The organism is Campylobacter showae, assembly GCF_900573985.1.
Classification (GTDB): Bacteria; Campylobacterota; Campylobacteria; order Campylobacterales; family Campylobacteraceae; genus Campylobacter_A; species Campylobacter_A showae_E.
In genome coordinates this window covers 844,453-869,262 of sequence record NZ_UWOK01000001.1, presented here as the reverse complement: position 1 = coordinate 869,262, position 24,810 = coordinate 844,453, and the positions used below count along the sequence as shown (strand labels likewise).

At 48.0% G+C, this 24,810-nt stretch carries 27 protein-coding genes and 1 pseudogene; 17 read left to right on the top strand and 11 right to left on the bottom strand.

Annotated elements, in window-relative coordinates; translation table 11 throughout:
* Entirely contained in the window at positions 1–822 is an 822-nt protein-coding gene (gene panC / locus EE116_RS04340; RefSeq protein ID WP_122873382.1) for a pantoate--beta-alanine ligase, read from the bottom strand.
* Between the two features lie 107 nt (positions 823–929).
* Between panC and prfB the strand changes: the two genes are divergently transcribed.
* From prfB to EE116_RS04320, 4 genes are read left to right on the top strand one after another with little or no spacing between them, the layout of a single operon-like run.
* Entirely contained in the window at positions 930–2,030 is a 1,101-nt protein-coding gene (gene prfB, locus EE116_RS04335) for a peptide chain release factor 2 (RefSeq protein WP_122866430.1), read from the top strand.
* 11 nt (positions 2,031–2,041) lie between these two features.
* Positions 2,042–2,347, top strand: a complete 306-nt coding sequence (locus EE116_RS04330) for a type II secretion system protein (protein WP_122873381.1) — start codon at positions 2,042–2,044, stop codon at positions 2,345–2,347.
* The gene (locus EE116_RS04325; protein WP_122873380.1) at positions 2,344–3,687 is read left to right on the top strand and encodes an FAD-dependent oxidoreductase; all 1,344 of its coding nucleotides are present in this window, start codon (positions 2,344–2,346) and stop codon (positions 3,685–3,687) included. Before EE116_RS04330 ends, EE116_RS04325 begins: the two co-directional genes overlap by 4 nt.
* Before the next feature lie 19 nt (positions 3,688–3,706).
* Positions 3,707–4,315: a tetratricopeptide repeat protein gene (locus tag EE116_RS04320; protein ID WP_122873379.1), complete on the top strand. Its 609-nt coding sequence runs from the start codon at positions 3,707–3,709 to the stop codon at positions 4,313–4,315.
* Positions 4,316–4,677: 362 nt separating this feature from the next.
* On the opposite strand, the gene EE116_RS04315 is transcribed toward EE116_RS04320, so the two are convergent.
* A complete protein-coding gene (locus EE116_RS04315; RefSeq protein ID WP_122873378.1) occupies positions 4,678–6,690 on the bottom strand; it encodes a TonB-dependent receptor domain-containing protein in 2,013 nt (670 codons plus the stop codon).
* A 216-nt stretch (positions 6,691–6,906) separates the two neighbouring features.
* Between EE116_RS04315 and exbB the strand changes: the two genes are divergently transcribed.
* The 8 genes and pseudogenes from exbB (at position 6,907) to EE116_RS04280 (ending at position 13,162) form a co-directional block, all read left to right on the top strand.
* Entirely contained in the window at positions 6,907–7,335 is a 429-nt protein-coding gene (gene exbB / locus EE116_RS04310) for a TonB-system energizer ExbB (RefSeq protein ID WP_002952142.1), read from the top strand.
* Positions 7,328–7,705 (top strand): TonB system transport protein ExbD, encoded by a 378-nt coding sequence (gene exbD, locus EE116_RS04305; protein ID WP_002950018.1) that lies wholly within the window; start codon positions 7,328–7,330, stop codon positions 7,703–7,705. The genes exbB and exbD overlap by 8 nt, the downstream gene beginning before the upstream one ends.
* Positions 7,671–8,516 (top strand): energy transducer TonB, encoded by an 846-nt coding sequence (locus EE116_RS13020; protein WP_122873377.1) that lies wholly within the window; start codon positions 7,671–7,673, stop codon positions 8,514–8,516. Before exbD ends, EE116_RS13020 begins: the two co-directional genes overlap by 35 nt.
* A gap of 508 nt (positions 8,517–9,024) precedes the next feature.
* The gene (purB, locus tag EE116_RS04290; protein WP_122873375.1) at positions 9,025–10,380 is read left to right on the top strand and encodes an adenylosuccinate lyase; all 1,356 of its coding nucleotides are present in this window, start codon (positions 9,025–9,027) and stop codon (positions 10,378–10,380) included.
* Between the two features lie 372 nt (positions 10,381–10,752).
* The gene (locus tag EE116_RS13015) at positions 10,753–10,977 is read left to right on the top strand and encodes an anion permease (RefSeq protein ID WP_277418943.1); all 225 of its coding nucleotides are present in this window, start codon (positions 10,753–10,755) and stop codon (positions 10,975–10,977) included.
* A 43-nt stretch (positions 10,978–11,020) separates the two neighbouring features.
* Positions 11,021–12,156, top strand: a pseudogene (locus EE116_RS12730) (DASS family sodium-coupled anion symporter).
* A 54-nt stretch (positions 12,157–12,210) separates the two neighbouring features.
* Entirely contained in the window at positions 12,211–12,411 is a 201-nt protein-coding gene (locus EE116_RS12725) for a hypothetical protein (RefSeq protein ID WP_241091632.1), read from the top strand.
* Entirely contained in the window at positions 12,386–13,162 is a 777-nt protein-coding gene (locus EE116_RS04280; protein WP_241091631.1) for a WYL domain-containing protein, read from the top strand. The genes EE116_RS12725 and EE116_RS04280 overlap by 26 nt, the downstream gene beginning before the upstream one ends.
* A 113-nt stretch (positions 13,163–13,275) precedes the next feature.
* Here the strand turns inward: EE116_RS04280 and EE116_RS04275 are convergent, their stop codons facing one another.
* From EE116_RS04275 to gap, 7 genes are all read right to left on the bottom strand, one after another.
* Entirely contained in the window at positions 13,276–14,301 is a 1,026-nt protein-coding gene (locus tag EE116_RS04275) for an NADH:flavin oxidoreductase/NADH oxidase (protein WP_122873374.1), read from the bottom strand.
* Between the two features lie 154 nt (positions 14,302–14,455).
* The gene (locus tag EE116_RS13005) at positions 14,456–14,791 is read right to left on the bottom strand and encodes a DUF2625 family protein (RefSeq protein ID WP_277418941.1); all 336 of its coding nucleotides are present in this window, start codon (positions 14,789–14,791) and stop codon (positions 14,456–14,458) included.
* A complete protein-coding gene (locus EE116_RS13000; protein WP_277418940.1) occupies positions 14,757–15,125 on the bottom strand; it encodes a DUF2625 family protein in 369 nt (122 codons plus the stop codon). The genes EE116_RS13005 and EE116_RS13000 overlap by 35 nt, the downstream gene beginning before the upstream one ends.
* A gap of 80 nt (positions 15,126–15,205) precedes the next feature.
* Entirely contained in the window at positions 15,206–16,024 is an 819-nt protein-coding gene (gene fabI / locus EE116_RS04265; protein WP_122873373.1) for an enoyl-ACP reductase FabI, read from the bottom strand.
* Positions 16,025–16,289: 265 nt separating this feature from the next.
* Positions 16,290–16,988, bottom strand: coding sequence for a triose-phosphate isomerase (locus EE116_RS04260; protein ID WP_122873372.1), 699 nt, complete (start codon positions 16,986–16,988; stop codon positions 16,290–16,292).
* The gene (locus tag EE116_RS04255) at positions 16,985–18,187 is read right to left on the bottom strand and encodes a phosphoglycerate kinase (RefSeq protein WP_122873371.1); all 1,203 of its coding nucleotides are present in this window, start codon (positions 18,185–18,187) and stop codon (positions 16,985–16,987) included. Before EE116_RS04255 ends, EE116_RS04260 begins: the two co-directional genes overlap by 4 nt.
* Positions 18,188–18,203: 16 nt before the next feature.
* Positions 18,204–19,199: a type I glyceraldehyde-3-phosphate dehydrogenase gene (gene gap / locus EE116_RS04250; RefSeq protein ID WP_122873370.1), complete on the bottom strand. Its 996-nt coding sequence runs from the start codon at positions 19,197–19,199 to the stop codon at positions 18,204–18,206.
* 78 nt (positions 19,200–19,277) lie between these two features.
* Here gap and EE116_RS12440 point away from each other — a divergent pair, with 78 nt between their 5' ends.
* From EE116_RS12440 to EE116_RS04230, 5 genes are all read left to right on the top strand, one after another.
* Entirely contained in the window at positions 19,278–19,517 is a 240-nt protein-coding gene (locus tag EE116_RS12440; RefSeq protein ID WP_163028028.1) for a hypothetical protein, read from the top strand.
* A complete protein-coding gene (nadD, locus tag EE116_RS04245; protein WP_122873369.1) occupies positions 19,514–20,086 on the top strand; it encodes a nicotinate (nicotinamide) nucleotide adenylyltransferase in 573 nt (190 codons plus the stop codon). Before EE116_RS12440 ends, nadD begins: the two co-directional genes overlap by 4 nt.
* Positions 20,050–20,376, top strand: a complete 327-nt coding sequence (gene rsfS / locus EE116_RS04240; RefSeq protein ID WP_122873368.1) for a ribosome silencing factor — start codon at positions 20,050–20,052, stop codon at positions 20,374–20,376. The genes nadD and rsfS overlap by 37 nt, the downstream gene beginning before the upstream one ends.
* 362 nt (positions 20,377–20,738) lie before the next feature.
* Positions 20,739–20,948: a hypothetical protein gene (locus EE116_RS04235; protein ID WP_122873367.1), complete on the top strand. Its 210-nt coding sequence runs from the start codon at positions 20,739–20,741 to the stop codon at positions 20,946–20,948.
* 393 nt (positions 20,949–21,341) lie between these two features.
* Positions 21,342–22,169, top strand: coding sequence for a dienelactone hydrolase family protein (locus EE116_RS04230; RefSeq protein ID WP_122873366.1), 828 nt, complete (start codon positions 21,342–21,344; stop codon positions 22,167–22,169).
* Positions 22,170–22,410: 241 nt separating this feature from the next.
* Here EE116_RS04230 and EE116_RS04225 read toward each other — a convergent pair whose 3' ends face one another.
* Complete coding sequence (locus EE116_RS04225) at positions 22,411–23,634, bottom strand: PQQ-binding-like beta-propeller repeat protein (protein ID WP_241091630.1); 1,224 nt, start codon at positions 23,632–23,634, stop codon at positions 22,411–22,413.
* Between the two features lie 204 nt (positions 23,635–23,838).
* Positions 23,839–24,777: an aldo/keto reductase gene (locus tag EE116_RS04220; protein ID WP_122873365.1), complete on the bottom strand. Its 939-nt coding sequence runs from the start codon at positions 24,775–24,777 to the stop codon at positions 23,839–23,841.
* Positions 24,778–24,810: the final 33 nt, after the last annotated feature.

Sequence of the window (24,810 nt, the reverse complement as noted above, 5' to 3'; positions counted from 1 at the left end):
TTATACCCACAGATTGTCGATCAGGCGCGTTTTGCCGACATACGCGGCGACTAGGATGATGGTGTTGTCCGGCTCTATTAGCGAGATCTCGTTTAAATTTCTATCCACGATCGCGACGTAGTCGACGTTTAGCGACTCTAGAGTTTGTAGCATCTCGCCTTTTATCGTTTGTGCGTTTAGTTCGCCAGCCGCGATCAAATTTGAGGCTTTTTTAAGCGAATGCGAAAGCTTAAGCGCCTCTAGCTTTTGCCCTTCGTCTAGGTAGGCGTTTCGCGAGCTAAGCGCCAGTCCGTCGCGCGCGCGAACGATCTCGCAAGGCACGATCTCTAAATTTAAAAAACAGGTCTTTACGAAATTACGCACGATAAGCAGCTGCTGCGCGTCCTTTTTGCCCATATAGACGCGCTTTGCGTTTGTTAGATTAAAGAGCTTGTTTAGCACGCGAAGCACGCCGTCAAAGTGCCCCGGGCGAGTCTTGCCCTCGAGTACGCTTGCTAAATTTTCAGGCGCGCTAATTAACGGCTCGGTATCAAAATATAACTCCCTAGCCTCAGGCGCAAACATAGCATGCACGCCCAGCTCCTCGCAAATTTTAGCGTCGTTTTGTTCGTTTTTCGGATAATCTTCAAAGTCCTCGCCGGCTAAAAACTGCGCCGGGTTCACAAAAGTCGAAACGATCGCGGTTTTGTTCTCTGCTACGCACTTTTCTATGAGGCTAGCGTGTCCGTCGTGAAGCGCGCCCATAGTGGGTACGAAGCCGATATCTTCGGGATTTGCCGCGACAAAATCTCGCAGCTGTTCTGCTGTTCTTAAAATTTGCATTTTTTCTTCTTTGTGTCTAATTTTAACGCGCGATTATATCAAATTTTATCTTTACTCTTACAAATATGTTATAATCACGCCAAAAAGCACAAAAAAGGTCTTAAATTTTGGATAATTACGAATACACGGAACTTCTAAAAACCCTAAGCACGAAAGTAGAAAATATCGCGGGCGTCGTAAAGCCCGAGAGCATCAAAGCTCGCCTAAAAGAGATCGAGGAGATGGAAAACGATCAAAATTTCTGGCAAGATATCGCAAAAGCAGGCGCAATCGGCAAGGAAAAAACGAAAATTTCAAACATCTTAAATAACTTCCTAAACGCCAAAAGCGCCGTAGACGACGCAAAGGATCTATATGAGCTGGCAAACTCTGAAAACGACGAAGAGACTATAAATTCGCTCTTTGCCGAGGCTGGCGAGTTAGAGGATAAGATAGTAAATTTAGAGATTTCTATGCTGCTTAGCGGCGAGGACGACGGCAAAAACGCCATCGTCACCATCCATCCCGGCGCGGGCGGCACGGAAAGTAACGACTGGGCGAGTATGCTATACCGCATGTATCTGCGCTTTTGCGAGCGCGAGGGCTTTAAGGTCGAAACCCTGGACTTCCAAGAGGGCGAAGAAGCCGGGCTAAAAGACGTTAGCTTTATCGTTAAAGGCGTAAACGCTTACGGCTACCTAAAGGCCGAAAACGGTATCCATCGCTTAGTACGAACCAGTCCGTTTGATAGCGCGGGTCGCCGCCATACAAGCTTTACCAGCGTGATGGTGAGTCCAGAGATTGATGACGACATCGAGATAGAAATCGACGAAAAAGATCTAAAAATCGACACCTACCGCGCAGGCGGAGCGGGCGGTCAGCATGTAAATAAAACAGAGTCTGCCGTGCGTATCACTCACGCGCCTACCGGCATCGTCGTACAGTGTCAAAACGACCGTAGCCAGCACAAAAACAAGGCCACCGCGATGAAAATGCTAAAATCGCGCCTTTACGAGCTAGAGCTGATGAAGCAACAAGAAGCCGCCGGCAGCATCGAAAAAAGCGAGATCGGCTGGGGTCACCAGATCCGCTCATACGTGCTTTTCCCGTATCAGCAGGTCAAAGATAACCGCAGCGGAGAGGCGTATAGCCAAACTGACGCGATACTAGACGGCGATATAAAAAAGCTCATCGAGGGTGTTTTGGTAAGTCAAAAAAGCATAAACTAGAAAGGAAAAATATGGAAATTTCAGCTCTTTTAAACCAACTAGGCTATAACGAAAACGACGCGACCGCCGCGCAGGTTAAGCGCATCCTAAACAACTGCGACGGGTTAAATTTAAGCAGCATTATCACGCTAAACGACCACCTAAAACCACTTGGCGGCTTTGTAGCGATGAGCGGCAGCGAGGACGTGTTTAAGATAAAAAACGCGGGCAAAACGCCGGGCGCGCTAAACGTGATCGAAAACTGGGCTGAAAAAAACAAGATAAACATAAAAAAAATAAACGAAACTACGCACTACATACTAGGAAAAAACATATGAAAAACTACGATATCATCGTCATCGGCTTTGGCAAAGCAGGCAAAACTCTCGCCGTAAAAGCCGCAAATTTAGGCAAAAAGGTTGCCGTGATCGAAAAATCGGCGCAGATGTACGGCGGAACATGCATAAACGTCGGCTGCATCCCGACAAAAAAGCTAGTAAATTTAAGCAAAGAAGCGCAATACGTAAATAACAACGTCGCGGGCGAATACTTCACGCTAAGTATCGAGAAAAAAGATGCTCTCGTCTCCGCGCTTAGAGCAAAAAATTTCGCGATGCTTGACGGCAACGCAAACGTCGACGTGATAAACGGTACGGCTAAATTTATAGATAAAAACAGCGTCGAAGTCGCGGCGGCAGACGGCTCAAAAAGCGTATTTACCGCGCCTACGATCGTTATAAACACTGGCTCGGTTAACGAAAAACCTAGCTTTGAGGTTAGCTCAAATTCTGCTTACGACAGCACGGGGATTTTAAACCTAAAAACGCTTCCAAAACACCTAGTGGTCGTAGGCGGCGGATACATCGGACTTGAGTTTGCCTCGATGTTTGCCGAGTTTGGCACAAAAGTCACTATCGTAGCTCGCTCGGGCGTGCTAAAAAACGAGGACGAGGACGTAAAGCAGAGCGTAAAAACGCTACTACAAACGCAAGGGATCGAGATTTTAGAGGGCTGCGAAGTTAAAAATTTAAAAGATAGCACGCTAAATTTCACACAAAACGGCGAGGCAAAGAGCCTTGACACGGACGCATTTTTACTAGCGACCGGGCGCGTAGCGGCGACTGCGGAGCTAAATTTGAGCGCGGCGGGCGTACAAACGGACGCCAAAGGAAACGTGCTCGTAAACGAGTTTTTGCAAACCGCCCAGCCGCATATCTATGCGGTAGGCGACGTTCGCGGCGGCGAGCTTTTTACCTACACGAGTTTAGATGATTTTCGCATCGTATTTGACAAGCTTTTTGGCGCAGGCAAACGCAGCACGCTAAACCGCTCGCCTCACGCCAGCACGCTTTTTACCGAGACCCCGCTAGCTAGCATCGGACTAAGCGAAAAACGAGCCGCGGCACAAAATTTGGACTTTAAAGTCCTAAAACTCGCGCTAGCCGTAGTCCCCGGCGCAAAGGTAGTCGGCAACGAAACCGGCTTTTTAAAAGCGATCGTGGAGGCAAAAAGCGGCAAAATTTTAGGCGCGGCGTTTCACTGCGTTTACGCAAACGAGCTTATCAACGAAATCGCCATGGCAATGGCTCTAGGCGCGGGTGCTGATTTCTTTAAAAATCAGATTTTCACCCATCCTAGCATCAGCGAAGCGCTAAACGACCTCTTTGGACAATTTTAAAACTACGGAAAGGTAAAAAATGAGAAATTTACTTCTTGCCTTTATCGGGTTTTTATTCGTAGGATGCGCAGCTTCAAGCGGCGGCCCTAGCGACAACCCGGACTATGATTTTAACAAACGCGCCATAGAAGTACTAAAACCCAAATGCGAAAGCGGCAACTACTCCGCGTGCAACGATCTTGCCATCAGCTACCAAAATTTGCAAGATCACAAAACCGCCCTCAAATACTACGAAAGAGCGTGCAAAAACAACTATCAGGCGGCTTGCACAAACCTTGCCAACATGTATCAAACCGGCCTTGGCGTAAGCAAAGACGCAAACAAAGCTCTTGAAATCTACAGCGCCTCTTGTGCAAACGGCGGCGCGTATTCGTGCTACTATCTAGGCGAGTTTTACCGCTCAAACGCCGACGGCAAGGAGCCCGACTACGTAAACGCCATGTCGGCCTACGATAGAGGCTGCAAACTAGGCGACGTACCGTGCTGCACAAATATGGCCGTACTTTACGAACACGGACTAGGCGTAGCGCAGGACGAGTCAAAAGCCAGAAGTATCTACCGCTCGGCGTGCTTTAGCGGCGATACCTCTGCATGCGACAACCTAAAAAGAATGGGCAGAAAACGCTAATATAAAACATCAAATTTAACGCCTTTAAATTCGGCGTTAAATTTACTACGGCGAGTCAAATTCGGCTCGCTTTTTTGCTTATAAATTTACTCCCCCGAAAAACCCGCATCTTGAAAATGCAAATTTAAAACTATCCGTTAAATTTGACGCCGCGCGCCCATAAATTTAACTCTGCAAATTTACCTTCACGATACGCGGTAAATTTCGCTTGTTTGGCTAACGCTGCGTAAATTTGAGCGCATTTAAAACAACAATCCTTTGCCGCAAATAACAAAAGAAACAACGCTAGATTTGAGTAAATTTAAAAAGCTAGAAAATAGGGGCTTAGATTTAAGCCCCAAAGGCGTGAGTTTAGAGTAAAATTAAAATTTATAAGATACGTTAATCTTAAAGTTTCTGCCCGGCTCCCAGTCTACATAGTCTGGATTGCCTGTATAATCAGCCATTCTTTGAGACTGCGAAGCATAAGTTTTATTAAAGAGGTTGTAAATTCCAGCATTTATCTCTAGCCCTTTAAATTTGCCGCTACTTGGCGTATAGCTAGCATAGATGTCGCTAACTGCATAGCTTGGTATCTTGGCATTTTCACTATCGCCAGCTGATATGGTATTTTTTGAAGCGAAGTAGATTAGGTTGTAGCCTATTAGCGTATCGATGCTAGAAAATGTGTACTCGGCGTTAAATGTATATTTATCGCCCTGATCGCGGTAGCCGATGACGTTTGAGGTGTAGTAGCCGCCGCTTGCCTTAGCGACCCTATCTTTATATTTTACCTTTTGGTGGGTGTAGCTAGCAGCTAGGCTTAGCGCGTCTAAATTTAGCCTTGCAAGTAGCTCAACGCCGCTTATATCGGCTCCGCCGGCATTTATCCTAACTAGAGTTTGATTTACGCGACCGCTTTGTGCATTATTATCTACTATTAAATTTTTATATTTCGTCATGAAGTATTTTGCAGAGAGGCTATATGAGCTAGCTTCGTTTATATCGCCATGATATTTAAGACCGGTTTCATAGCTATTGCCGGTCGTAGCTTTTAGATCTTTATTTGCCGCCCAGTTTAAGGCGCCTCTTCTGCCTTCTCCGCTAGCCATCATTGATTCCATGACGTCAGGCCCTCTAAATACTCTTGCATAGCTTGCAAATGCGTTAAGTCCTTTAAGGATCTCATAGTCAAGCGCAAGTGCCGGGGTAAATTCATCAAATTTATAGGTATAACTCTTTACGTTTCCGGCTCTACCATCATAGCTTTTTAACTCGTGGCGAGTGTATCTGATACCCGGAGTAACGGTTAGCGAGCCAAAATTTAGCGCGTCTTCTGCGTAGATTGAGTAGTTATTTACCTTTTCAGGATAGTTGTTATTTGGCTTATTAAAGTTTTTACTTTGATAAAACTCGGCTCCGTATCTAAGCGTCTGCGTCAAAGCGCCGGTCTCGACTACGCTTTTAGCCTTTGCATTTATACCGTTTGTTTTTACGCCTAAAATTTTTAAGACCGGATCATCTTTTTTATGCTCGGTATTGTATACCGTTACATCTAAATTTAGAAGATCGCTTGGTTTGTACTCGTATTTTAGCGTTGTAGTATCACGTTCATATTTTCGGTTATCAACAGGAAATTGACCAGTATACCAGCTGCCAAACTCGGCTCTCATTGGATACATGCCTTTAAATTCATTATGTTCTCTTGAGATAGAAATTCTATGCGCGTCAAGGAAGCTGTAACCAAGCTTTAAAAGATAGCTAAGGTCGTTGCCGTCGCCGCCTATCTTTCTTTTGTTGCCGCTTTTGCCGTAGTCGTAGCCCTTGTGATTAATAGCAGCTATAAAATCAAGCCCTTCAACCGGTGCGGTAAAGATCATAAGGCCTTGCGAAAATTCATCGTTGTTTGAGGCATAGCCCGTTTTGATTTTTGCGCCGATGATTTCGCCATCATCAAGCAAGTCTTTTGCATCCACCGTTTTAAAGGCGACCGAGCCGCCAAGCGCGCCCGAGCCATTTACCACTGATCTTGAGCCAACCTCGACATCGACTGCTTTTATAAGATCCGGATCTATAAGCAAGTCGGCGTTATGGTGAAAGGTATTTCCGTTTTGTTTTGCGCCGTCTATCGTGATATTTAGACCGCGGTCGCTAACGCCCCTCATATATATTTTTTGATTCATGCCGTTCGTGCCGCCTACGTAAACGCCCGGGATATCGCGCATCACGTCCTTTACTAGGCCGGCGTTTCTCGTGCTTATCTTTACGTCGTCCACGCCGTAGCCGCCGCCGGTGCTTGTTACTTCTACGCCGCTTAGCGTTACGTTTTCGGCGGCATTTGCGCCGATGGCCAGAGCCGCTACGAAAGAAATCTTCGCAACATTGTTAAAACTCATTTTTTCTCCTCTTTAAATTTACGAAAATTTGCGCCGATTTATAAAAATATTTAAATTTTGTTTTCTTTAATCCGCTCAAATCTTGAAAACGAATATTACAATACTAAGACTAAATTTTAGATAAATTTATCTAAAATATTACTTGCCTATTCGTTATTGACAATAAATACCATAATCTGATATAATTGGCGCGCAAATTTTATAAGAAGGCATTAAATGGAATTTCTCAAACACAACGTCGATTACGTTATCATCGGTATTTTAGGGCTTATGAGCTTTGTCGTAGTATGGCTCACGATAGAGCGCTTGATCTTTTACGCAAACGTTAAATTTGAAAATTATAAGAATCAAGACGACTTTGAAGAGAGCGTAACTAGAAATTTAACAACGCTTTATATAGTTTATTCAAATGCGCCGTATATCGGGCTTTTGGGTACGGTCGCAGGCATCATGGTGACCTTTTACGACATGGGTATGAGCGGCGGCATCGACACTAAAAGCATCATGGTCGGCCTATCTCTCGCGCTAAAAGCAACCGCGCTAGGCCTCATCGTCGCGATACCTACGCTAATGATCTACAACGCGTTTATGAGAAAAGTGGACGTTTTAGTAAACCGCTACAAGGCTTCACGTGAGAATGCCTAAAAAAGAGGGATTAAACGTAATCCCACTCATAGATATTATGCTCGTTTTGCTAGCTATCGTGCTTAGCATCTCTACCTTTATCGCTCAGGGCAATATCAAAATCGACCTGCCAAACAGCGAGAGCGCAGAAAAAAAGCAAGACGAAAACGATAAAATCGCTGTTTTAATTAATAAAGATAATGAGTTTTTCATAGGCGAAGAGAAAATCGCCGAGGAAAATTTGAAAGAAAAGCTAAACGAGATAAAAAATGAAACGTTAATAGAACTCAAAAGCGATAAAGAGAGTAAATTCGACTCGTTTATCAAGGTTATCGACATACTAAAAGAAAAGAATCATGAAAACTTCGCTATCACGACAACAACTGAATAGACGCGCCAGCTTTACGGGGCTTGGTGTTTCTATCCTGTTGCACTCTATCCTCATCGGGTCTTTTATCAAATTTTACGAAGAGCTAAAACCGATGCCGGAAGAAAAAAGCGTCAAGATAGCGCTAAATACCTTTACGCCGCCAGCAGCTCCGCTCCCGCCGGCACCAACTCCGCCTGCCCCGCCGCCTCCGGCACCGCCTGCGCCTCCTCCGCCAGAACCTGTCGTCACGCCGCCTGAACCGCCAAAACCGGTTGAGCCGCCTAAGCCGATAGAAAAGCCAAAGCCTGTGGAAAAACCAAAACCGATAGAAAAGCCGGTTGAAAAGCCAAAGCCTAAACCTACGCCAAAAACGGTTAAAACGCCTGAACCGGAGCCGGAACCGCAAGTCGCGCAGATAGCACCGCCCGCACAGCCGTCGCCGCCTACCCCTGCACCGTCTTCGGCACAGCCAAGCAGCGCCCCAAGCTCGAATATAAAATCAAATTTACCGCCTAGCGGAGCGGAAACCGTCGGAGAATTTAACTTCGCGACATCAGCCGGCGACGAGAGATTTTCTAAAATCCAAAAGGCGATACAAAAGCACCACAAATATCCTAAACGCGCGCAAAAAATGCGCCATCAGGGCGTCGTAGAGGTTAGCTTTTTATACAAAAAAGACGGCACCGTCCGCGACGTAAAAGTGATAAAAAGCTCGGGCTACGAGACGCTAGACGAGGCCGCAGTCGAGCTCATAAACCGCGCCGCACCGGACTTTCCGACGCTTGATCGCGACTACGTCATCAAAATTCCGGTTAGCTACAAACTTACGTAAATTTAAGCCGTTTTTGCGGCTTAAATTTTATATCCGTTTTTTGCTTGCTATTTTTTAAATTTAATAAAAACCAACCCAAATCGCCGCAACAAAATTTGATGTAAACATAAATCTGCGCGATAAAATTATGTAAACTAAAGGCAGTAAAAAATATACAAAATTTAAATAAATAAACTAACGACATCAAAACACACTAAACTAAAAAATAGAGAGCCGTTTATTAAATCCTTGCGCAAACTGTCGCCAAAATATCGACGACACTCAAAAGCGCCCGCTAACTCACACCAGCCTAGCGGCCTAATTTATTTAAGTTAAATGTAAAGTCTTGCTTGCAACGCATTAAAGTTGACCGTAACGGCTTATCTTTTCGCCAAAATTTAACTACTTAATTTTTTACTAAGCTTATATTTTCAGACTAAATTTGATATTTAAATTTTAACGGTCAAATTCTGTCAAAATGCCTTGCTAAAATTTCGTCAAATCAAATTTTTATCCATAGGAGGACAAGATGACATCAGGAACGCTTGACAGCAGAGTTTTTAGAGTAATGTTTGTTAGCGAGGATATGAGAAAGATATTTAGCGACGAAAATAAGGTACAAAAGTGGCTGGACACCGAGGCTGCACTAGCTAGAGCGCAAGCAAAGCTGGGCATCATCGAGCCTAGGCGCGCCGAGCAGATAACTAAATTTGCCCGTGCAGAGTTAGTCGATCTAGACGCGATCGGAGAAAATTACAAAAGTTCAATCACTATCGTGCCGCTTTTAAAAGAGTTTAAGAAAGTCTTTGACGACGATAGCGGCGAGTTCGTACACTGGGGCGCGACCAGCCAGGACATAATGGACAACGGCATGGTGCTGCAAATCCGCGAAGCTATAGCGCTTCTTAAAAAACTACTCGAAAAAACCTACGACGAGACGCTAAAGATCAGCGAAAAATACAAAAACACCGTCATGGCGGGTCGCACGCACGTTATTCACGCGCTACCTATCACGTTTGGCTTCAAAACGGCGATGTGGGCACAGAAGATTAGGCGTAGCCTAGATAGGCTAAAGGAAATCGCTCCTCGCGTACTAGTAGGACAGCTCTCAGGCGCCGTTGGCACGCTAGCATCGCAAGAAGGCAAGGGGCTGGAGATGCAAAAGCTAATGATGGATGATCTGGGGCTAAACGTACCGGTGATTTCATGGCACCCTAGCCGCGACCACATGGCCGAGTATGTCTCGACGCTAGCCATCATCGCAGGCACGATCGGGCGTATAGCGCGAGAGATCTTAAGCCTCCAGCGCACCGAGATTTGTGAGGTTGAAGAGCCGTTTTTTATGGGCAAAGTCGGTAGCTCTACGATGCCGCATAAGCGCAATCCTCAGGTCTGCGAGGGCGTCATCGCACTGACTAAGATTGTGCGTGCTCAGGCTCCTTTGATGGTGGAGGCTATGGAATGCGAAAACGAGCGCGACTGGGGGTGCGAAGCAGTCGAGTGGGACGCGATACCAAAGTCATCCATCCACCTTGCAGGCGCGCTTGAAAAGATAAACGACATCCTAGAAAATCTCATCGTCTATCCGCAAAACATGAAGCGAAATTTGGGCGCGCTAAAGGGCGCAATGCTAAGCGAAGCCGTGATGCTGCATCTGGGCGAAAAGCTAGGCAGGATGAGTGCTCACGAGATCGTTTACGAAGTCTGCATGAAGGCTTTTACCGATGGTAAACCAGTCATCGACGACCTGCTCGAGCGCGAAGAGGTAGCAAAGCACTTCACCAGAGTGCAGCTCGAGGAGATCATGGACCCGGAAAAATACGTCGGCCTAAACGCGACATTCGTAGACCGCGTGATAGAAGATAGTAAAAGCTATGTAAAATAAGGCAAATATGACTCGGTAGTAAGCGTTTTAGCAAAATTTAACTTCGCGGAAAGGGCGGTAAATTTGCGCTCTAGCTCGGTAAAAATGCGGCTAAATTTGAACAAGTAGACACAGCGGCTAGCTCGTCAAATTTAGCCTTAATCTAAGCGACGCAAATTTGAGTTGCGAAATCCAGGCGACAAATTTTGGCTACTAAATTTAAACCGTAAAATTTAGTAGCCCGCCTTTACAAGAGAAGGTTTCGTACTAAGGCGGTTAAATTTAGCAAGCTGTCAATTTGCCGCGAATAAAAGCGTATAAAAAGTCAAATTTGAGTTCAAATTTTGCAAAAAAACAAAGCGCAAATTTAAAACAAAAAAAGAAAGGTCTAAAATGAATAACGCAGTAAAAGCCCTGGCAATAATCATCATCGGGCTTGCGGTGTGGTTCTCGCCAAATCCTGAGGGTGTGAGCAAGGAGGGCTGGCATCTCTTCGCTATCGTTTTGGCGACGATTTTGGGGCTGATTTTGCAGCCCTTGCCTATCGGAGCAGTAGCGATGATCGGCGTCACGGTCGCGATACTAACCAAGGTCTTGAAGCCCGCGGAAGGCCCTTAGCGGCTTTGCCAGTACGACGATATGGCTCATCGTCGCAGCCTATATGATCGCGCGAGGCTTCATAAAAACCGGTCTTGGACGGCGAATAGCATATAAAATCATCTCAATTCTAGGCGACAGTGCGCTAAAGTTAGGATATGCGATAGTTATCAGCGACGCCGTCATTAGTCCCGCGATGCCAAGTTCGGGAGCTAGAGCGGGCGGGATAATGTTTCCCATCGTAAATTCGCTCTCAAAGGCCCTTGGCAGCGAGCCTGACGAAGGTAGCCGCAAAAAAGCCGGGCGTTTTTCATGCAGACGCTTTGGCAAGGCAATACGATAACAAACGGCATGTTTTTAACCTCGATGGCGGGCAACCCTCTCATCGCATCGCTTGCGCTCTCGGCCTTTAGCGTCGAGATATCGTGGACGCTCTGGGCGCTTGGCGCTATAGTTCCGGCTGTCTGTTCGCTCGTCGTTATCCCGCTAGTGCTTTATAAAATTTACCCGCCGCAGATCAATGCCTTTCCTGAAGGCAAGGCCATAGCCGCGCGCGAGCTAGCCGCGATGGGGCCGATGAGCAGAGGCGAAAAGCTGATGCTGGGTGTTTTTGCGGGCTCTTTAGTGCTCTGGGCTACGGGCGGGCTAACGGGTCTAAACGCCACGACCGTAGGACTCATGGCCGTGTGCGTGATGATGATATGCGGCGTGCTCGAGTGGAAGGACGTTACTGGCGAAAAAGGCGCGTGGGATACGCTCATCTGGATGGGCGCGCTCATCACGTTAGCCGGTGGCCTAAACAAAACAGGTTTTATAAAGTGGTTTTCGGCCTGGGTTTCGGGCGGTATGAGCGGATTTGGCTGGATGAGCGTGCTAGCTATTTTGCTGCTTATTTACGTTTATTCACACTATATGTTTGCCAGCCTCACTGCACACATAACGGCGATGTATTCGGCATTCGGCGCGGTTGCGATAGCTGCGGGAGCTAGTCCTGTTTTCGTAGCTCTAGCCTTTGCCTACGCTTCAAATTTGATGATGCCTATCACGCACTACGGCGGAGCGCCCGGACCGATAATCTTCGGCGCAGGATACGTTACGCAAAACGAATGGTGGCGGCTAGGCTTTATAACGACGCTGATAAATTTATTTATCTGGACTATAATAGGCGGAGTTTGGTGGAAGGTGCTAGGCCTTTGGTAAAATTTACAAATTTACGGGCGAGATGCAAACTTGCCCGTAAATTTAAGGCAGAATATGGCGAATAAAAAAGTATTTGAAATCTTAGAGCTTTTAAAAGAGCTAGCAAGCGGCAGAGAGGTCGCGTTAAAGGCCTACTGTGCCAAAAGCGGCCTAAGCGAGCGCACGCTGAGGCGCTATATGGAGGATTTAAAGGCCTTTTTCGGCAAGGAACACATCCTAAAGCAGCTACGTGTGCAAAAACGGCGAGCTTTTTAAGCCTTTTATGATGCCCAATAAGCACCAAAACGAGAGTGAAAAGCTCATCGACCTACTACACGTCATCAACCCCGGCTTTGCTAAATTTTTGCCCCCGACGCACAAAAAAGTGGACGACAAGCTAGCCAAAGAGCTAGCCGAAATCTTTCTTATCAAGGGTAGTCCGCATGAAAACACCCCAAATCTTCGTACTTTCGCTGCGCTGCAAAAAGCGATCAAATTTAAAAGATACTGTGCGCTAAAATACCTCGGGCGCCGCCTCTGCGAAGTCAAAATCCTAAAGCTAATCTACTGCAAAGGCAACTGGCAAGTAGCCACTCTGAGAAGCTCTGAGACGGAAAACAACGGCTTTGAGGTACTGCGAGCAGCCTTTATCGAGGATGTAAAAATCTCGATCAAAACCTTTTACGCCGACGAATATACACTAAATTTCATCAAAAACTCTGAGACCTTTTGGGACGGCTACAAGGTCGCGCCCTACCCAGCCGCAGTCGCCGTATCGCCGGGTGCGCGTAAATACTTCGCGCAAAAAAGATTTTTCAAATCACAAAAGATCTCGGACGACCCTTTACCAAACGGCTGGACGAAGATCGAGTTTAGCGTCACTAGCGATAAAATGCTACTGATGCTAGCCAAAAGATGGTTCCCAGATCTAATCATCTTATCGCCTCTTAGCGCAAAGCGTAAATTTGAAGACGATATAGACATTTATAGGCAAAATTCGGCTTTATTTTTAGTCGATAAGGATTAATAAAAGTCGTTTTTATCTTACTTCAATAAAGCAATCTTGTTGTCCATTCAAATTTACTCCAAATTTAGCCGACGCAACTAGTTCAAATTTATACCGAGCGATCTTGTAATTTTTTACTTAAACGCCCTTTTATACGAGTTTTCTATCAGCTCACAGCACCCTAGCTCGCTCATCGCAGCCTGCGCGAAATTTGGATTTCGCAGCAGCTCTCTACCGTATGCCACCGCGTCGCAAACGCCGCCTAGTAGTAGCGCCTCGCCCTCGGATGCCTTTGTGATGAGTCCGACCACGATCACTGGGATGCCAACCGCCTGCCTTAGGGCCTTAGCGTAGCGGGCCTGATAAAGCGGAGTAAACGCAGGCGCGCTATCCGTGCGCTCAAAAAATCCGCCCGCCGAGACGTGGATAAACGCCGCACCCAAGGCCTCGAGATCTTTTGCTAGCCGCACGCTATCCTCTAGGCTCCAGTCGCCCTTCACCCAACTTTCCGCGCTTATGCGCACTCCGACGGGGATTTGTACCGCGACTTTTATTTCGGTTAAAATTTCTTTTAGAAATCTCGTGCGGTTTTCGAAGCTCCCGCCGTATTCGTCGTCTCGCAGGTTAATCCCGGGCGAGAGAAATTCGCTGATGAGATAACCGTGCGCGGCATGGATCTCGATCGCGGTGTATCCTGCGCGCTGGGCTCTAATCGCAGCCTGAACGAAAGCTTGCTTGACCGCAACAATGTCGTCCGCGCTCATCTGCCTCGGCGTTTTGCAACTCTCGCTAAATTTCAGAGCGCTAGGCGCGATCAGCCCCTCGCACTCGCTTTTTCTGCCGGCATGCGCGAGCTGGACGGCCATTGCGGCGCCGTATTTGACGCACTCTTTGACGAGCCTGGCGTGCGCCTCTAGCTGCTCGTCGTTCCACAGCCCTAGATCGCGGCTCGTGATCCTACCTCTAGGCTCGGCAGCCGTGGCCTCGACGATGATAAGCCCGACGCCTCCTAGCGCGCGAGCGGCGTAATGCAAGCGGTGAAAGCACCTAGGTAGGCCGTTTTCGTTTTTAGCCTTGTACATACACATCGGCGGCATCACGATGCGGTTTTTGATCTCTAGATCGCCGATTTTTAGCGGCGAGAAAAGCAAGCTTTGCATGAAAAATCCTTCAAAAATTATTTACGGTTATTTTAGGATATTTGTTTAAATTTATTAACTCGCGCGGCAAATTTTAGCGACCGCACTAGTGAACGATCGACTATAAAGACGCGTGCGGTAAGAGCCTATGTTAGTTCCAGCCAAATTTGGAAATTTACTCGCCGCCGCTAAAAATAGAAGCAAAGTACTCATCTATGTCCATGCCGTCTTTTTTCATCTGTTTTAGCTTTAGTTTTACATTAGCATCTTGCCAAAGTATCGGCGGCAAGGCAAACATCACCCTATCAAGGCTAAATTTACTCACGCCATCGCGCCAGCCATCCCAGCGGTAAAGCTCGTAAAATTTAGATATATCTCCGTAAAGCGCCCAGCACAAAAACTGCGAGTGGCCAAGCTGCGTATCCTCCCATTCGCCGCTATCTGGCGCGTAGTAAAAGACGTTGCCCGCTTTGCCATCAAAGGCGCCGCCGTTTATCGCAAGAAAATCCACCCAGAATATCGTCCGCCACGAGCAAATAGATGGGCATCTGCCCAGCCTCGCTAAAGCTTTTGCCAAGGTTGAAGCTATAAATTCCGCGCTTCATCCGTTCACATCTTGAGCCTAGCACGCGCAGCCAACCGCCGTCTACCACGATACCGCCGCAGCTGTAGACAAGCGCGCCCATCGGCGAGCGTGTAGTGACCCAAAGTCCCAAAAGCTCGCTTTGCGCCCTGCCCTCGTCACGCGGTAAAATCTCATAGCCATTTTTGGCCTCTTTTAGCCACTCTTCTATTAGCGCCCAGCCCGGCTCATTTGTGTCTATAAGCTCGCCCAAAGACCTCATCGCGCGTCCTTTTGGTCAAATTTGATGAAATTTAAAAGAAGGATTTGGCGAGTCGTCCCCGCCAAATTTATATCAGTAGATTATTTTGCGTCCCAAGCTAGGATAGTGTTGCCCTCGGCGTCGGTGGCTACGTCGCCCATGCCCATGATGTTGTAGCCGCAGTCGACGTAGTGCACCTCGCCCGTCACGCCGCTAGCAAGGTCGCTAAGCAGATACATCGCGCTATTGCCGACGTCTTGTGTCGTGACGTTGCGTTTTAGTGGGCTGTTTACTTCGTTGTAGCGTAAAATCATCCTAAAGTCGCCGATTCCGCTTGCCGCAAGCGTCTTGATCGGGCCTGCGCTGATAGCGTTTACGCGGATACCGCGCGCGCCAAGATCGTGAGCTAGGTAGCGCACCGAGCTTTCAAGAGCTGCTTTTGCGACGCCCATTACGTTGTAGTGAGGCACGAATTTTGGTCCGCCAAGATAGGTGAGCGTGAGCACCGAGCCGCCCTCTTTTAGCACCGGAAGTACCGCGCGCGTGAGGCTTAGCAGCGAATACACGCTCGTGCCCATCGCAATATCAAAGGCTTCTTTAGTCGTGTTTACGAACTCGCCCTCAAGCGCTTCTTTTGGCGCATAGGCCACCGCATGCACGACGAAATCTATCTCGCCAAGATCTGCCTTGATGCGATCCGCAAGGCCGTCTAGGTGGGCTTGGTTGTTTACGTCGAGCTCATAGACGAATTTGCTGCCGAACTCCTCCGCGATCGGCTCCACGCGTTTTTTCAGCGCGTCGTTTAGGTAGGTAAACGCCATCTGCGCACCCTGCGCGTGACAAGCTTCGGCAATACCGTAAGCGATAGATTTGGCGTTAGCGACGCCGACGATGAGGCCCTTTTTTCCTTTTAAAATCATTATTTCTCCTTTAAAATTTGCTTGGCTTTTGAGCGCTTTTTGGCGATTTTGTTAAAATTTTGCTCGGCAGACCATCCGTCTAGCCTACGCAAAATTTTAACTGCAAAGCCCCAAAAATCATCTCAAAATCCTTCGCAATTTGACTTAAAAATTTGCAATTCAAATTTGAAACCAAATTTGATAGCGGCAGTATCGTGAAGCTAGACTAGGCGGCTTAAAATTTTGCGACGGGAGTTACCATATTAGGTAATGACCGAGCAAAATTTTAAGACAACGAAGTATAGCGATGCGAGTGGGCGCGTATAAGCTCCAAGAATTTCGACGCCTCCCAGCTCGCCGTACCTACTAATACTCCGTCGCAGTTTTTAATCCCCGCTATCCCGCCGATATTTGCGGCATTCACGCTGCCTCCGTAAAGCAGCGGCGCGCTCGTCTGCTCGCGGATGAAATTTAATATCTCCTCGATTTGCTCCGCGCTCGCGCTCCTGCCTGTACCTATCGCCCAGATCGGCTCGTAGGCGATCAGCAAGCGCTCGTAGCCAAGGTCGATATTTTTTAGCTGCTCCGCCAAAAACTCCTTCGTGCGCCCAGCTTCGTTCACGCTCAAATTTTCGCCGATGCAGTAGACGATCTGCCAGCCAGCCTTTACGGCGAAGTCAAATTTAGCGCGCAAGAGCTCCTCGCTCTCGCCAAGCTCTCGCCGTTCGGAGTGTCCGATCAGCACGCTTTTTACGCCAAATTCGTCCAGCATCGCCTTGCCGATCTCGCCGGTGTGAGCGCCGCTTTCGCACGGGTAGAAATTTTGAGCGCCGAGCTTAAATTTATGAGCCGCAAGATCAAGCGCGCTAAACGGCGGAAACACCGTTACATCGTCGTTTGCGCTTAAATTTGCATCTAAAATTTGGGCGTACTCTTTAAAGCTAGCTCTCGTGTGATTGCACTTTAAATTTGCTAAAAACCTCACTCCGCAGCCTTTCTAAGCGGCTTTATACCCGGCAGCTCCTTGCCCTCTATGAGCTCCAGACTTGCGCCGCCGCCAGTCGAGATAAAGGTCATCTCGTCAGCATCTCCAGCGCGCTCGACGACGTCGGCCGTATCGCCGCCGCCAACGACGGTAGTCGCGTGAGTGTCGATGATGGCGTGGCTCATTTTGATGCTGCCTTTGCTAAATTTATCCATCTCAAAAACCCCCATCGGCCCGTTCCACCAGATGGTTTGCGCGTCGGCGATGACCTCTTTAAAAAGCCTTATCGACGCCGGCCCGATATCTAGGCCCATCCAGCCGCTAGGTATTTCTTGAGCGGGGACGAATTTCACGGCGCTTTCAGCTGAAAAGGTTTGGGCTGCGACGACGTCTACGGGCAGGTAAATTTTAACGCCAAGCTCCCTGCCTTTTTGTAAAATTTGCCTTGCGTCCTCGATAAGATCCTCTTCAAGCAGCGAGTTTCCGATATTTTCGCCGAGCGATTTTAGAAACGTAAACGCCATGCCGCCGCCGATGATGAGCTTATCCACTCGCGGAAGCAGGTTGTGCAGAGCTTGCAGCTTACCGCTTACCTTGCTACCACCAACGACCGCGACGAAAGGACGCGCAGGGTGTTTGATGAGATTTTGAGCGAAATTTATCTCCTTTTGCAGCAAAAATCCCGCCGCTTTATGCTTCTCGTCGTAAAATTTAGTGATTGCCTCAACCGAGCTGTGCGCCCTGTGGCAGACGCCAAACGCGTCGTTTATGTAAAATTCGCCGTATTTAGCGAGCTCGGCGGCTAACGCCTCGTCGTTTTTAGTCTCGCCCTTTTCAAAGCGCAAATTTTCAAGAAGTAAAATTTCGCCGGGCTTTAGTGCAGCGACTTTAGCTTTGGCGTCCGCTCCGATGACGTCCTCGGCAAAAATCACATCTCTATCAAGTAGCCTAGAAAGCCTCTTTGCCACGCCTCGTAGCGAAAATTTCTCCTCAAAGCCGTTTTTAGGACGTCCTAAGTGACTAGCCAAAACCACGCTGCAGCCGTTATCTAGGCAGTAGCGGATAGTTGGTATCGCTGAGCGGATCCTGCGGTCGTCGGTGATATTTAAAAACTCGTCCATAGGTACGTTAAAATCGCACCTGACAAATACCTTCGCGCCGCTTAGCTCAAGATCGTTGATCGATAAAATTTCACTCATTTTTCACCCTTTGAATTTACTTCGTAGCCACGATCTTAGCAAGATCGACGAGTCTTGTCGAGTAGCCCCACTCGTTGTCATACCACGCAAAGACCTTTACCATATCATCGGCGATGACCTGCGTCGTGTCGCTAGCTACGATGCTGCTGTATGCGCTCGTACAAAAGTCGCTGCTAACTCTATAATCGTCATCGACAAACAAAATTCCCTTTAAATTTGACTCCGCAGCCGCTCTAAACGCCTCGTTTATCTCCTCTTTGCTAGCCGGTCTTTTTAAAACCGCCGTTAGATCGACCATCGAGACGTTAGCGACTGGCACACGTACTGCTTGGCCGTGTAGTTTGCCATTTAGCTCGGGAAGCACTTTTGCGATCGCTTTTGCAGCTCCAGTAGTTGTCGGTCCGATATTTAGGGCTGCAGCACGTGAGCGGCGGAAGTCTTTGGCCTTTACGTCTACTAGGCTCTGTCCGTTTGTGTAGGCGTGGATCGTAGTCATGAGCCCTTTTACGATGCCAAATTTATCGTTTAGCACCTTTGCGACGGGAGCTAGGCCGTTTGTGGTGCAGCTTGCGTTTGAGACGATCGCTTCGCCTGCGTATTTATCGTCGTTTACACCGACTACGAAGGTCGCCGTGTCGTCTTTTGACGGAGCGCTCATGACGACTTTTTTGATACCGCGAGCTAGGTACGGTTCGCATTTTTCTGTAGTTAAAAATTTACCCGTACACTCCAAAACCACGTCTGCACCGTAGTCTGCGTAGCTAAGCTCGTTTAGATCTCTTGTTGAAAAAACTCTTATCTTTTTGCCGTTTACTTCTATAAAATCGTCGCTTATCACCTTAACGTCTTGCTTAAATTCGCCGTGCACGCTGTCGTATTTGAGCAGATAGCGCGTCATGTCGCGCGTCGCCGTGTCGTTGATAGCGACAAGCTCAACGTCGTCTCGCTCTAAAATAATACGAGCAGCGCACCTGCCGATACGTCCAAAACCGTTGATCGCGATTTTTACCATGTTTAGCTCCTTGTGCTAGATTTTCCGGTCGCTTTCAAGCGCGCGGAAAGGTTATTTTCGTACTTTTTAGCTTTTTGCGTGTTAAATTTACCAGCCTCAACCGATGCCGAGCGCGTAAATTTAAGCCGCTCTAAAGCCCGCCTTTGCAAATTTGACCCTCGCTTGCTCGCCGAAAAACGAGCCTCTCAAGCCCAAAAATCCCCAAATTTTACAAAATCTCCATTTAATTTGCGCTTTATCGGCGAATTTTTTGATTTTCAACCAATTTTCACTTCAAATTCGCTAAACTGCACCGAAATTTTAAAGGCAAATTTATGAAAATCGCGCTTTTTGGCGGTAGTTTTGACCCGCCTCATCTCGGGCACGACGCCATCGTTAAAGCCGCGCTAGAGCAGCTAGACGCGGACAAGCTCATCATCATGCCGACGTTTATCAGCCCGTTCAAGAGCGAGTTTTCGGCCCCGCCGCTACTTCGGCTAAAGTGGGCGAACGAGGCTTGGGGCGCGCTGCATAAGGTCTGCGTGAGCGACTACGAGATCGCGCAAAACCGCCCCGTGCCGACGATAGAGAGCGTGCGGCATATGCGGCAAATTTATGCCGTGAGCGAGCTTTATCTCATCATCGGCGCCGATCACCTAGCCAGCCTAGACAAATGGCACGAGATAGGCGAGCTCTTTAGGCTCACGACCTTCGTCGTAGCTAGTCGCGACGACGTAGCCGTGCCTGAAAATTTTAAAATTTTAAACATAAACGCGCCCGTTTCGTCCTCGCAAATCAGGCAAAATTTAGACAAAAGCCTGATGATACCGTGCATAGCGGACGAGGCGGCGAAATTTTATCAAGGAAAAACATGCAAGAAAGAATCGAACGAATCATCAAAATCCTAGACGCCAAAAAGGCCGAAGCCATCGAGGCTATCGACATGAGTGGGCGCGAATACATCGCAAAATGCGTCATCATCGCCACCACGATGGGCGAGCGCCACGCCTACTCGCTAACGGACGACCTAAAAGAAGGGCTAAAGGACGAGGGCGAGCAGTTTTTAGGCATCGAAAGCTCCGGCGACTGGGTCGTGATCGATCTTGGCGACATACTCATCCACCTCATGAGCGCGCAGTACCGCGCCAAATACAACATCGAAGAGTTTTTAAGCAAGCTAAAAGAGGCGAAAGTCTAAGTCAAATTTAGCCCGCCGCGCCGGTAGCGTCAAATTTGTCTAAAGCATGCAGAGGACGGCAAATTTGACCAAAGCCACTGCTATAAACTGCTGATATTTGCCGAATCTTGCAAGCGGCTTGCTTGATTATTTGAGTCAAAAGCCGACATCGCAGGCTTTTACCCTTATTTAAATTTGACCGGTTTTAGAAAGCTATTTTTGGACGCGATTTCGCCGGGCGGCTCCGGGCTAGTAGCGAGCGCGAAGCCCGCAAATTTCAAAAAATCGAACTAAAAACTTACGCTAAATTTTCCCCATACTAAAAAAATCAAAAATCATCTTGCAAAATTTGACTTTGAGGCTGGCGATCAAGAAGGTAAAGTTTGCGGTCAAATTTGGCTCCCCAAGCCGGTAAAAAAGCAGGAGGCGCGACCTTAAATTTCGCCCAAGAAGTTGGCAAAAAGCGGATGGCAAGCTGGGACGTAAAGCACAAATTAGACGCTTTTTACAGCGAGGCGGCTCGTCTCGCGATCGCCTTTAACGGAGCTAATAAAAATTTAGCCTTTATAGGCTACATACCTTATCTTTGCTAAATTTTTACGTCGCTTCTGCTTGCAGTTGCGACCGCAAGGGAAGCGCCCCCCAAAAAAAATCCATCTCGCAATACTTCGCACTATCCACGTAGAATTTAAACCCCAAATCGAGTCTAAATTGCGAAAACATTTTTAAGCCGCAGCCGTTAAATTTGACGCGTTTTACCGCGCTTTGGTTTTACAAAAGCGGGCAAAAAGGAGCTAAATTTGAACTTTTTAATACGCAAAAGCAACCGATTTTTGCGCGCTATGGTCAAGGCAGTTTTAGCGCCGAAATTTAAAAGCCGGCTACCGCAAGTTTTTACTACTTTTTTAGCGATTATTTTATAAATTAAAAGCCTGCCTTAAATCTGTTTTTTATATAATCGATCAAAGTCAAGATAAAGGATGCTTATGTTTAGAAAAACTTTTGCTTTATTGGTTGCGCTCTTTGCGGCGCATTTGTTTGCGGGCGACGCGTACTCGCACACGAGCGAGTCAGCCAGAAAGGGCATAGCGCAGGCTCAGATCGCGCTTCCAAAAAACGTCACGGGCGGCGATATTTACGTCGGACTTTTTAAAGACGCTCCAAAGACGCAAGCCAAAGCGCCGGTCGTAGTTTTTCTGCACGGCTCGTCCGGCATCAACAACAAAATAGGCCTTGACAAATGGCAAGAGTGGCTCGCAAAAGAGGGCATAGCAAGCTTTATGTTTGATAGTATGGCTCTGGAAAACAGGATAACATATAAATCTCCGGCAGATAAGGAAATTTATGAAAAGGTCCATTCGCTGCGCTCTAGCGAAATCAAAGTCGCCCTGGATGCGCTAAAAAACACGGAGTGGGCGGATACGAGCAAACTATTTTTAGCCGGCACCAGCGAAGGCGCGGTGGCCGTAGCCAGATACGATGGCAAGGACTTTTTGGGCAAGATTATAAACTCTTGGTCGTGCGAGGAGAACTACTTCGTAAAAGAGCATAAAACGGCGCTTAATGATACGCCGGTTTTAAATTTAATAAGCGATCAGGATAAATATTTTTCTCAAAAAAATAGCTATCTAGGCAACGAAAACGCCGCCGGAAACTGCGCCGCAGCTTACGGCGACAAGAAAAATGCGATAGTTTTACTCTTGCCCAATGCTCCGCACACGCTCATAAATTTGCCAGCCGCGCGCTTTGCGACCGTTTCTTTTATCAAAAGCATACTTGAAGGCACGTTTGACACCGATACGGTCGGCGACTAACAACTGATAAATTTGCGGCGATGAGATTCATAAATTTTGTCGCCGCGCTTTTTGTCGATGCGTAAAATTTGAGCCAAATTTGAGCGGCCTAGCGGCAAAATACTTCACTTTAGATTTTTATATTCAAATTTGGTAAATTTGTTTTAAATTTTAGCATTGTCTTAGCTCCACATTTTACTTGCCAAGACCGGCATTTTAAAAACGTTAAAATTTGAGCCGCTATACCGTGCGCCGCGAAATTTTACCACCGATAAATTTTATCCTCGTAAGCGATCAGTCTAAACTCCTCTTTATGGTTGCCGTTGCCGATCGTGTGGCTGTCTTGGCCCGCGCCGAGGCGTAGCTTATGCAGCCTGCCGCCGTATGTACCGACGAATAGCACGCCCCCGGCCTCGCTTAGCACCATAGACTTTATCGTGCCGCCCAGGTAGTGGCGCCAAATTTTACGCCCGTCCTTGCCGACTGCTTTGATGTAGCCGTATGCGTCGCCGAGGATGCAAAAGTCCTCCGTCGCTACGCCCGCGTAAACTCTCATCGCATCGTCGATCAGCGTGAAATTTTTCTTGCCCTCTTCGTCGTACGAATAAGCCTCGACCTCCAGTCCTCGCTTTAGAGCCGCCCTATCCACGCCGATCGTAACGCCGTTGTAGAAGTGGCAGGAGTTTGTGATGAGCTGCGTATCGTCCGCGCTAAAGAGGCAAAAGTGCGGATACGAGCTCTGTGCGCCGATGCTGCCCAGCCGCTCGCCCTCGCTATCCATCAGGACGTGATCGCCATCTTGCTCGCCCGCGACGATTAGCTCGTTGTCGTTTGAGAGCGTCGCGTTTGCCATGTCGATATAGAGTGCGACATTGCCCTCGTCGTCCCCATAGAGCTCCTCATAGATCGGATGGATGAGCTTCGCGCCGCTTTGCGAGATCAAAAAAAATCCGTCGCGGCAGCTCAAAAGCACCTTGCTGCCGTCGTTAAAGGGTAAAATTTCAGCCTCGTCGTATGTCAGCTCCAAGTCGTGGCTAAATTTCGCGATAGGCTCGCCGCCGACCCTGTCGTCGTAGCCTTTTATAAGCTCGACCTCGCTCCTACTAAGTAGGGCGTAAATCTCGTTTCGCTTAGACTTGCCCACGGCAATGACGTCGTCCGCCACCTCGCTAACGCGCTCGCCTTCTAGCAGATATAGCTTCTTACGCCAGCCTTCAGGATCGCTTTGCGAGACGATAAAAAGGACGTTCTCGCCGCCAAGAGGGCAAATTTGATCGATGTCTCTTAGCTTTTTTCTCAAGTTTTTATCGAAAATGACGTTTGAGGGCGGAAAATCGGCTCTAAACTTCGCCGTTTCGCCGCGCTCGTTAGCCTCCTTTAGCAGCTCAAAAACCGCCTCGCAAAGCTGCGTCATACCCTCGCGCTCATCAATCGGATCTTCGCCCTTGTAGGCATCCCAGCCGTGAACCTCCGCAAACGCCACCATATCGTTTACGGCCTTGGCGTATTTCTTGCCCTTTTCATTTCACTCTTTCTGCCACTCCGCCTTAAGCATCTCGTAGTCCAAGTTTTTCATTGATTTTCCTTAGGTGCGTTATCTCGCTTTTTGGGTGCGATTTGCGAGGTTTTGTAGCTAAATTTAACGTCTCTCAAACTAGCAAATTTATAGCGCGGCGATCCGCCTCGCCTGCTAACTCCGCCAGAGTTTTGCTATCTGCGCGGCGTCCTCGTCCGCTAGCTCAAAGCCGAAAATATCTATATTTTCAAGCAAACGCTCTTTGCTGCCGGCGTTTACTATAACGCAGACACCGTGCTGCACGAGCCAGCGCAAGATAATTTGCGTCCTCGTTTTGCTGTATTTTTCGCCAATTTGCGCAATCGCAGCCTCTTTTAGCTCCTCGCCAGGCTCATATCGTAGCTGCACCTGCACGCCATGGTCGGTAAGCTTGCCTCGCGTAACAAAATGCCGCAGATAGGAGCGCGCAGGCGTCTGATAAACAGCGGGCTTAACCTCGCTACCTTGCGCGATTTTGGCTAAATTTTCGATCCCGAATTCTCCGAGACGGTCGCAGATGCCGATCGCAGCCGCAAGTCCCTCGCGGTAAAGCCTCTGCAAAACGCGCCACGCAGAGCTAGCATCGCTCGCCCCCACGTGCAGCAAAAGTAGATCGACGTAGTCGGTATTTAATTTTTTTAGCGAACGTTCAAAGCTTTTTATCATATCACTTTCGTCCGCGTTTTGAGCGCTTACCGAGCTTTGGATAAACAGCTGACCGCGCTCTAAGTCGCTAGCCGCAAATGCAGTAGCCGCGACCTCCTCCTTGTCACCCTCCGTATCGATCAGGCGGTAGCCTAGCCCGAGGGCCGTCTCCAGCGCGTTTTGATCCTTTGAGCCGTCAAATTTATCTGCGCTAAGCCCGATGATCGGCATCAAAATTCTATTATTTAGCGTGAGATACGGCGTCATGGCGGCAAGCTTCTCGCCGAGGTTTTTTGCACCGCTTAGATCTACGCCGTCCGTCAAATTTGCCGCACTAGTCTCGATAGTACGCTCGGCAAACAAATTTACTCCCGTAGCAAGCCCCACCGCGCAAGTCGCCGCGCCCTTTATGAACTCTCTTCTTTTCATTTTCGCTCCGTTTTTTCGATTTTATCGCTTGCC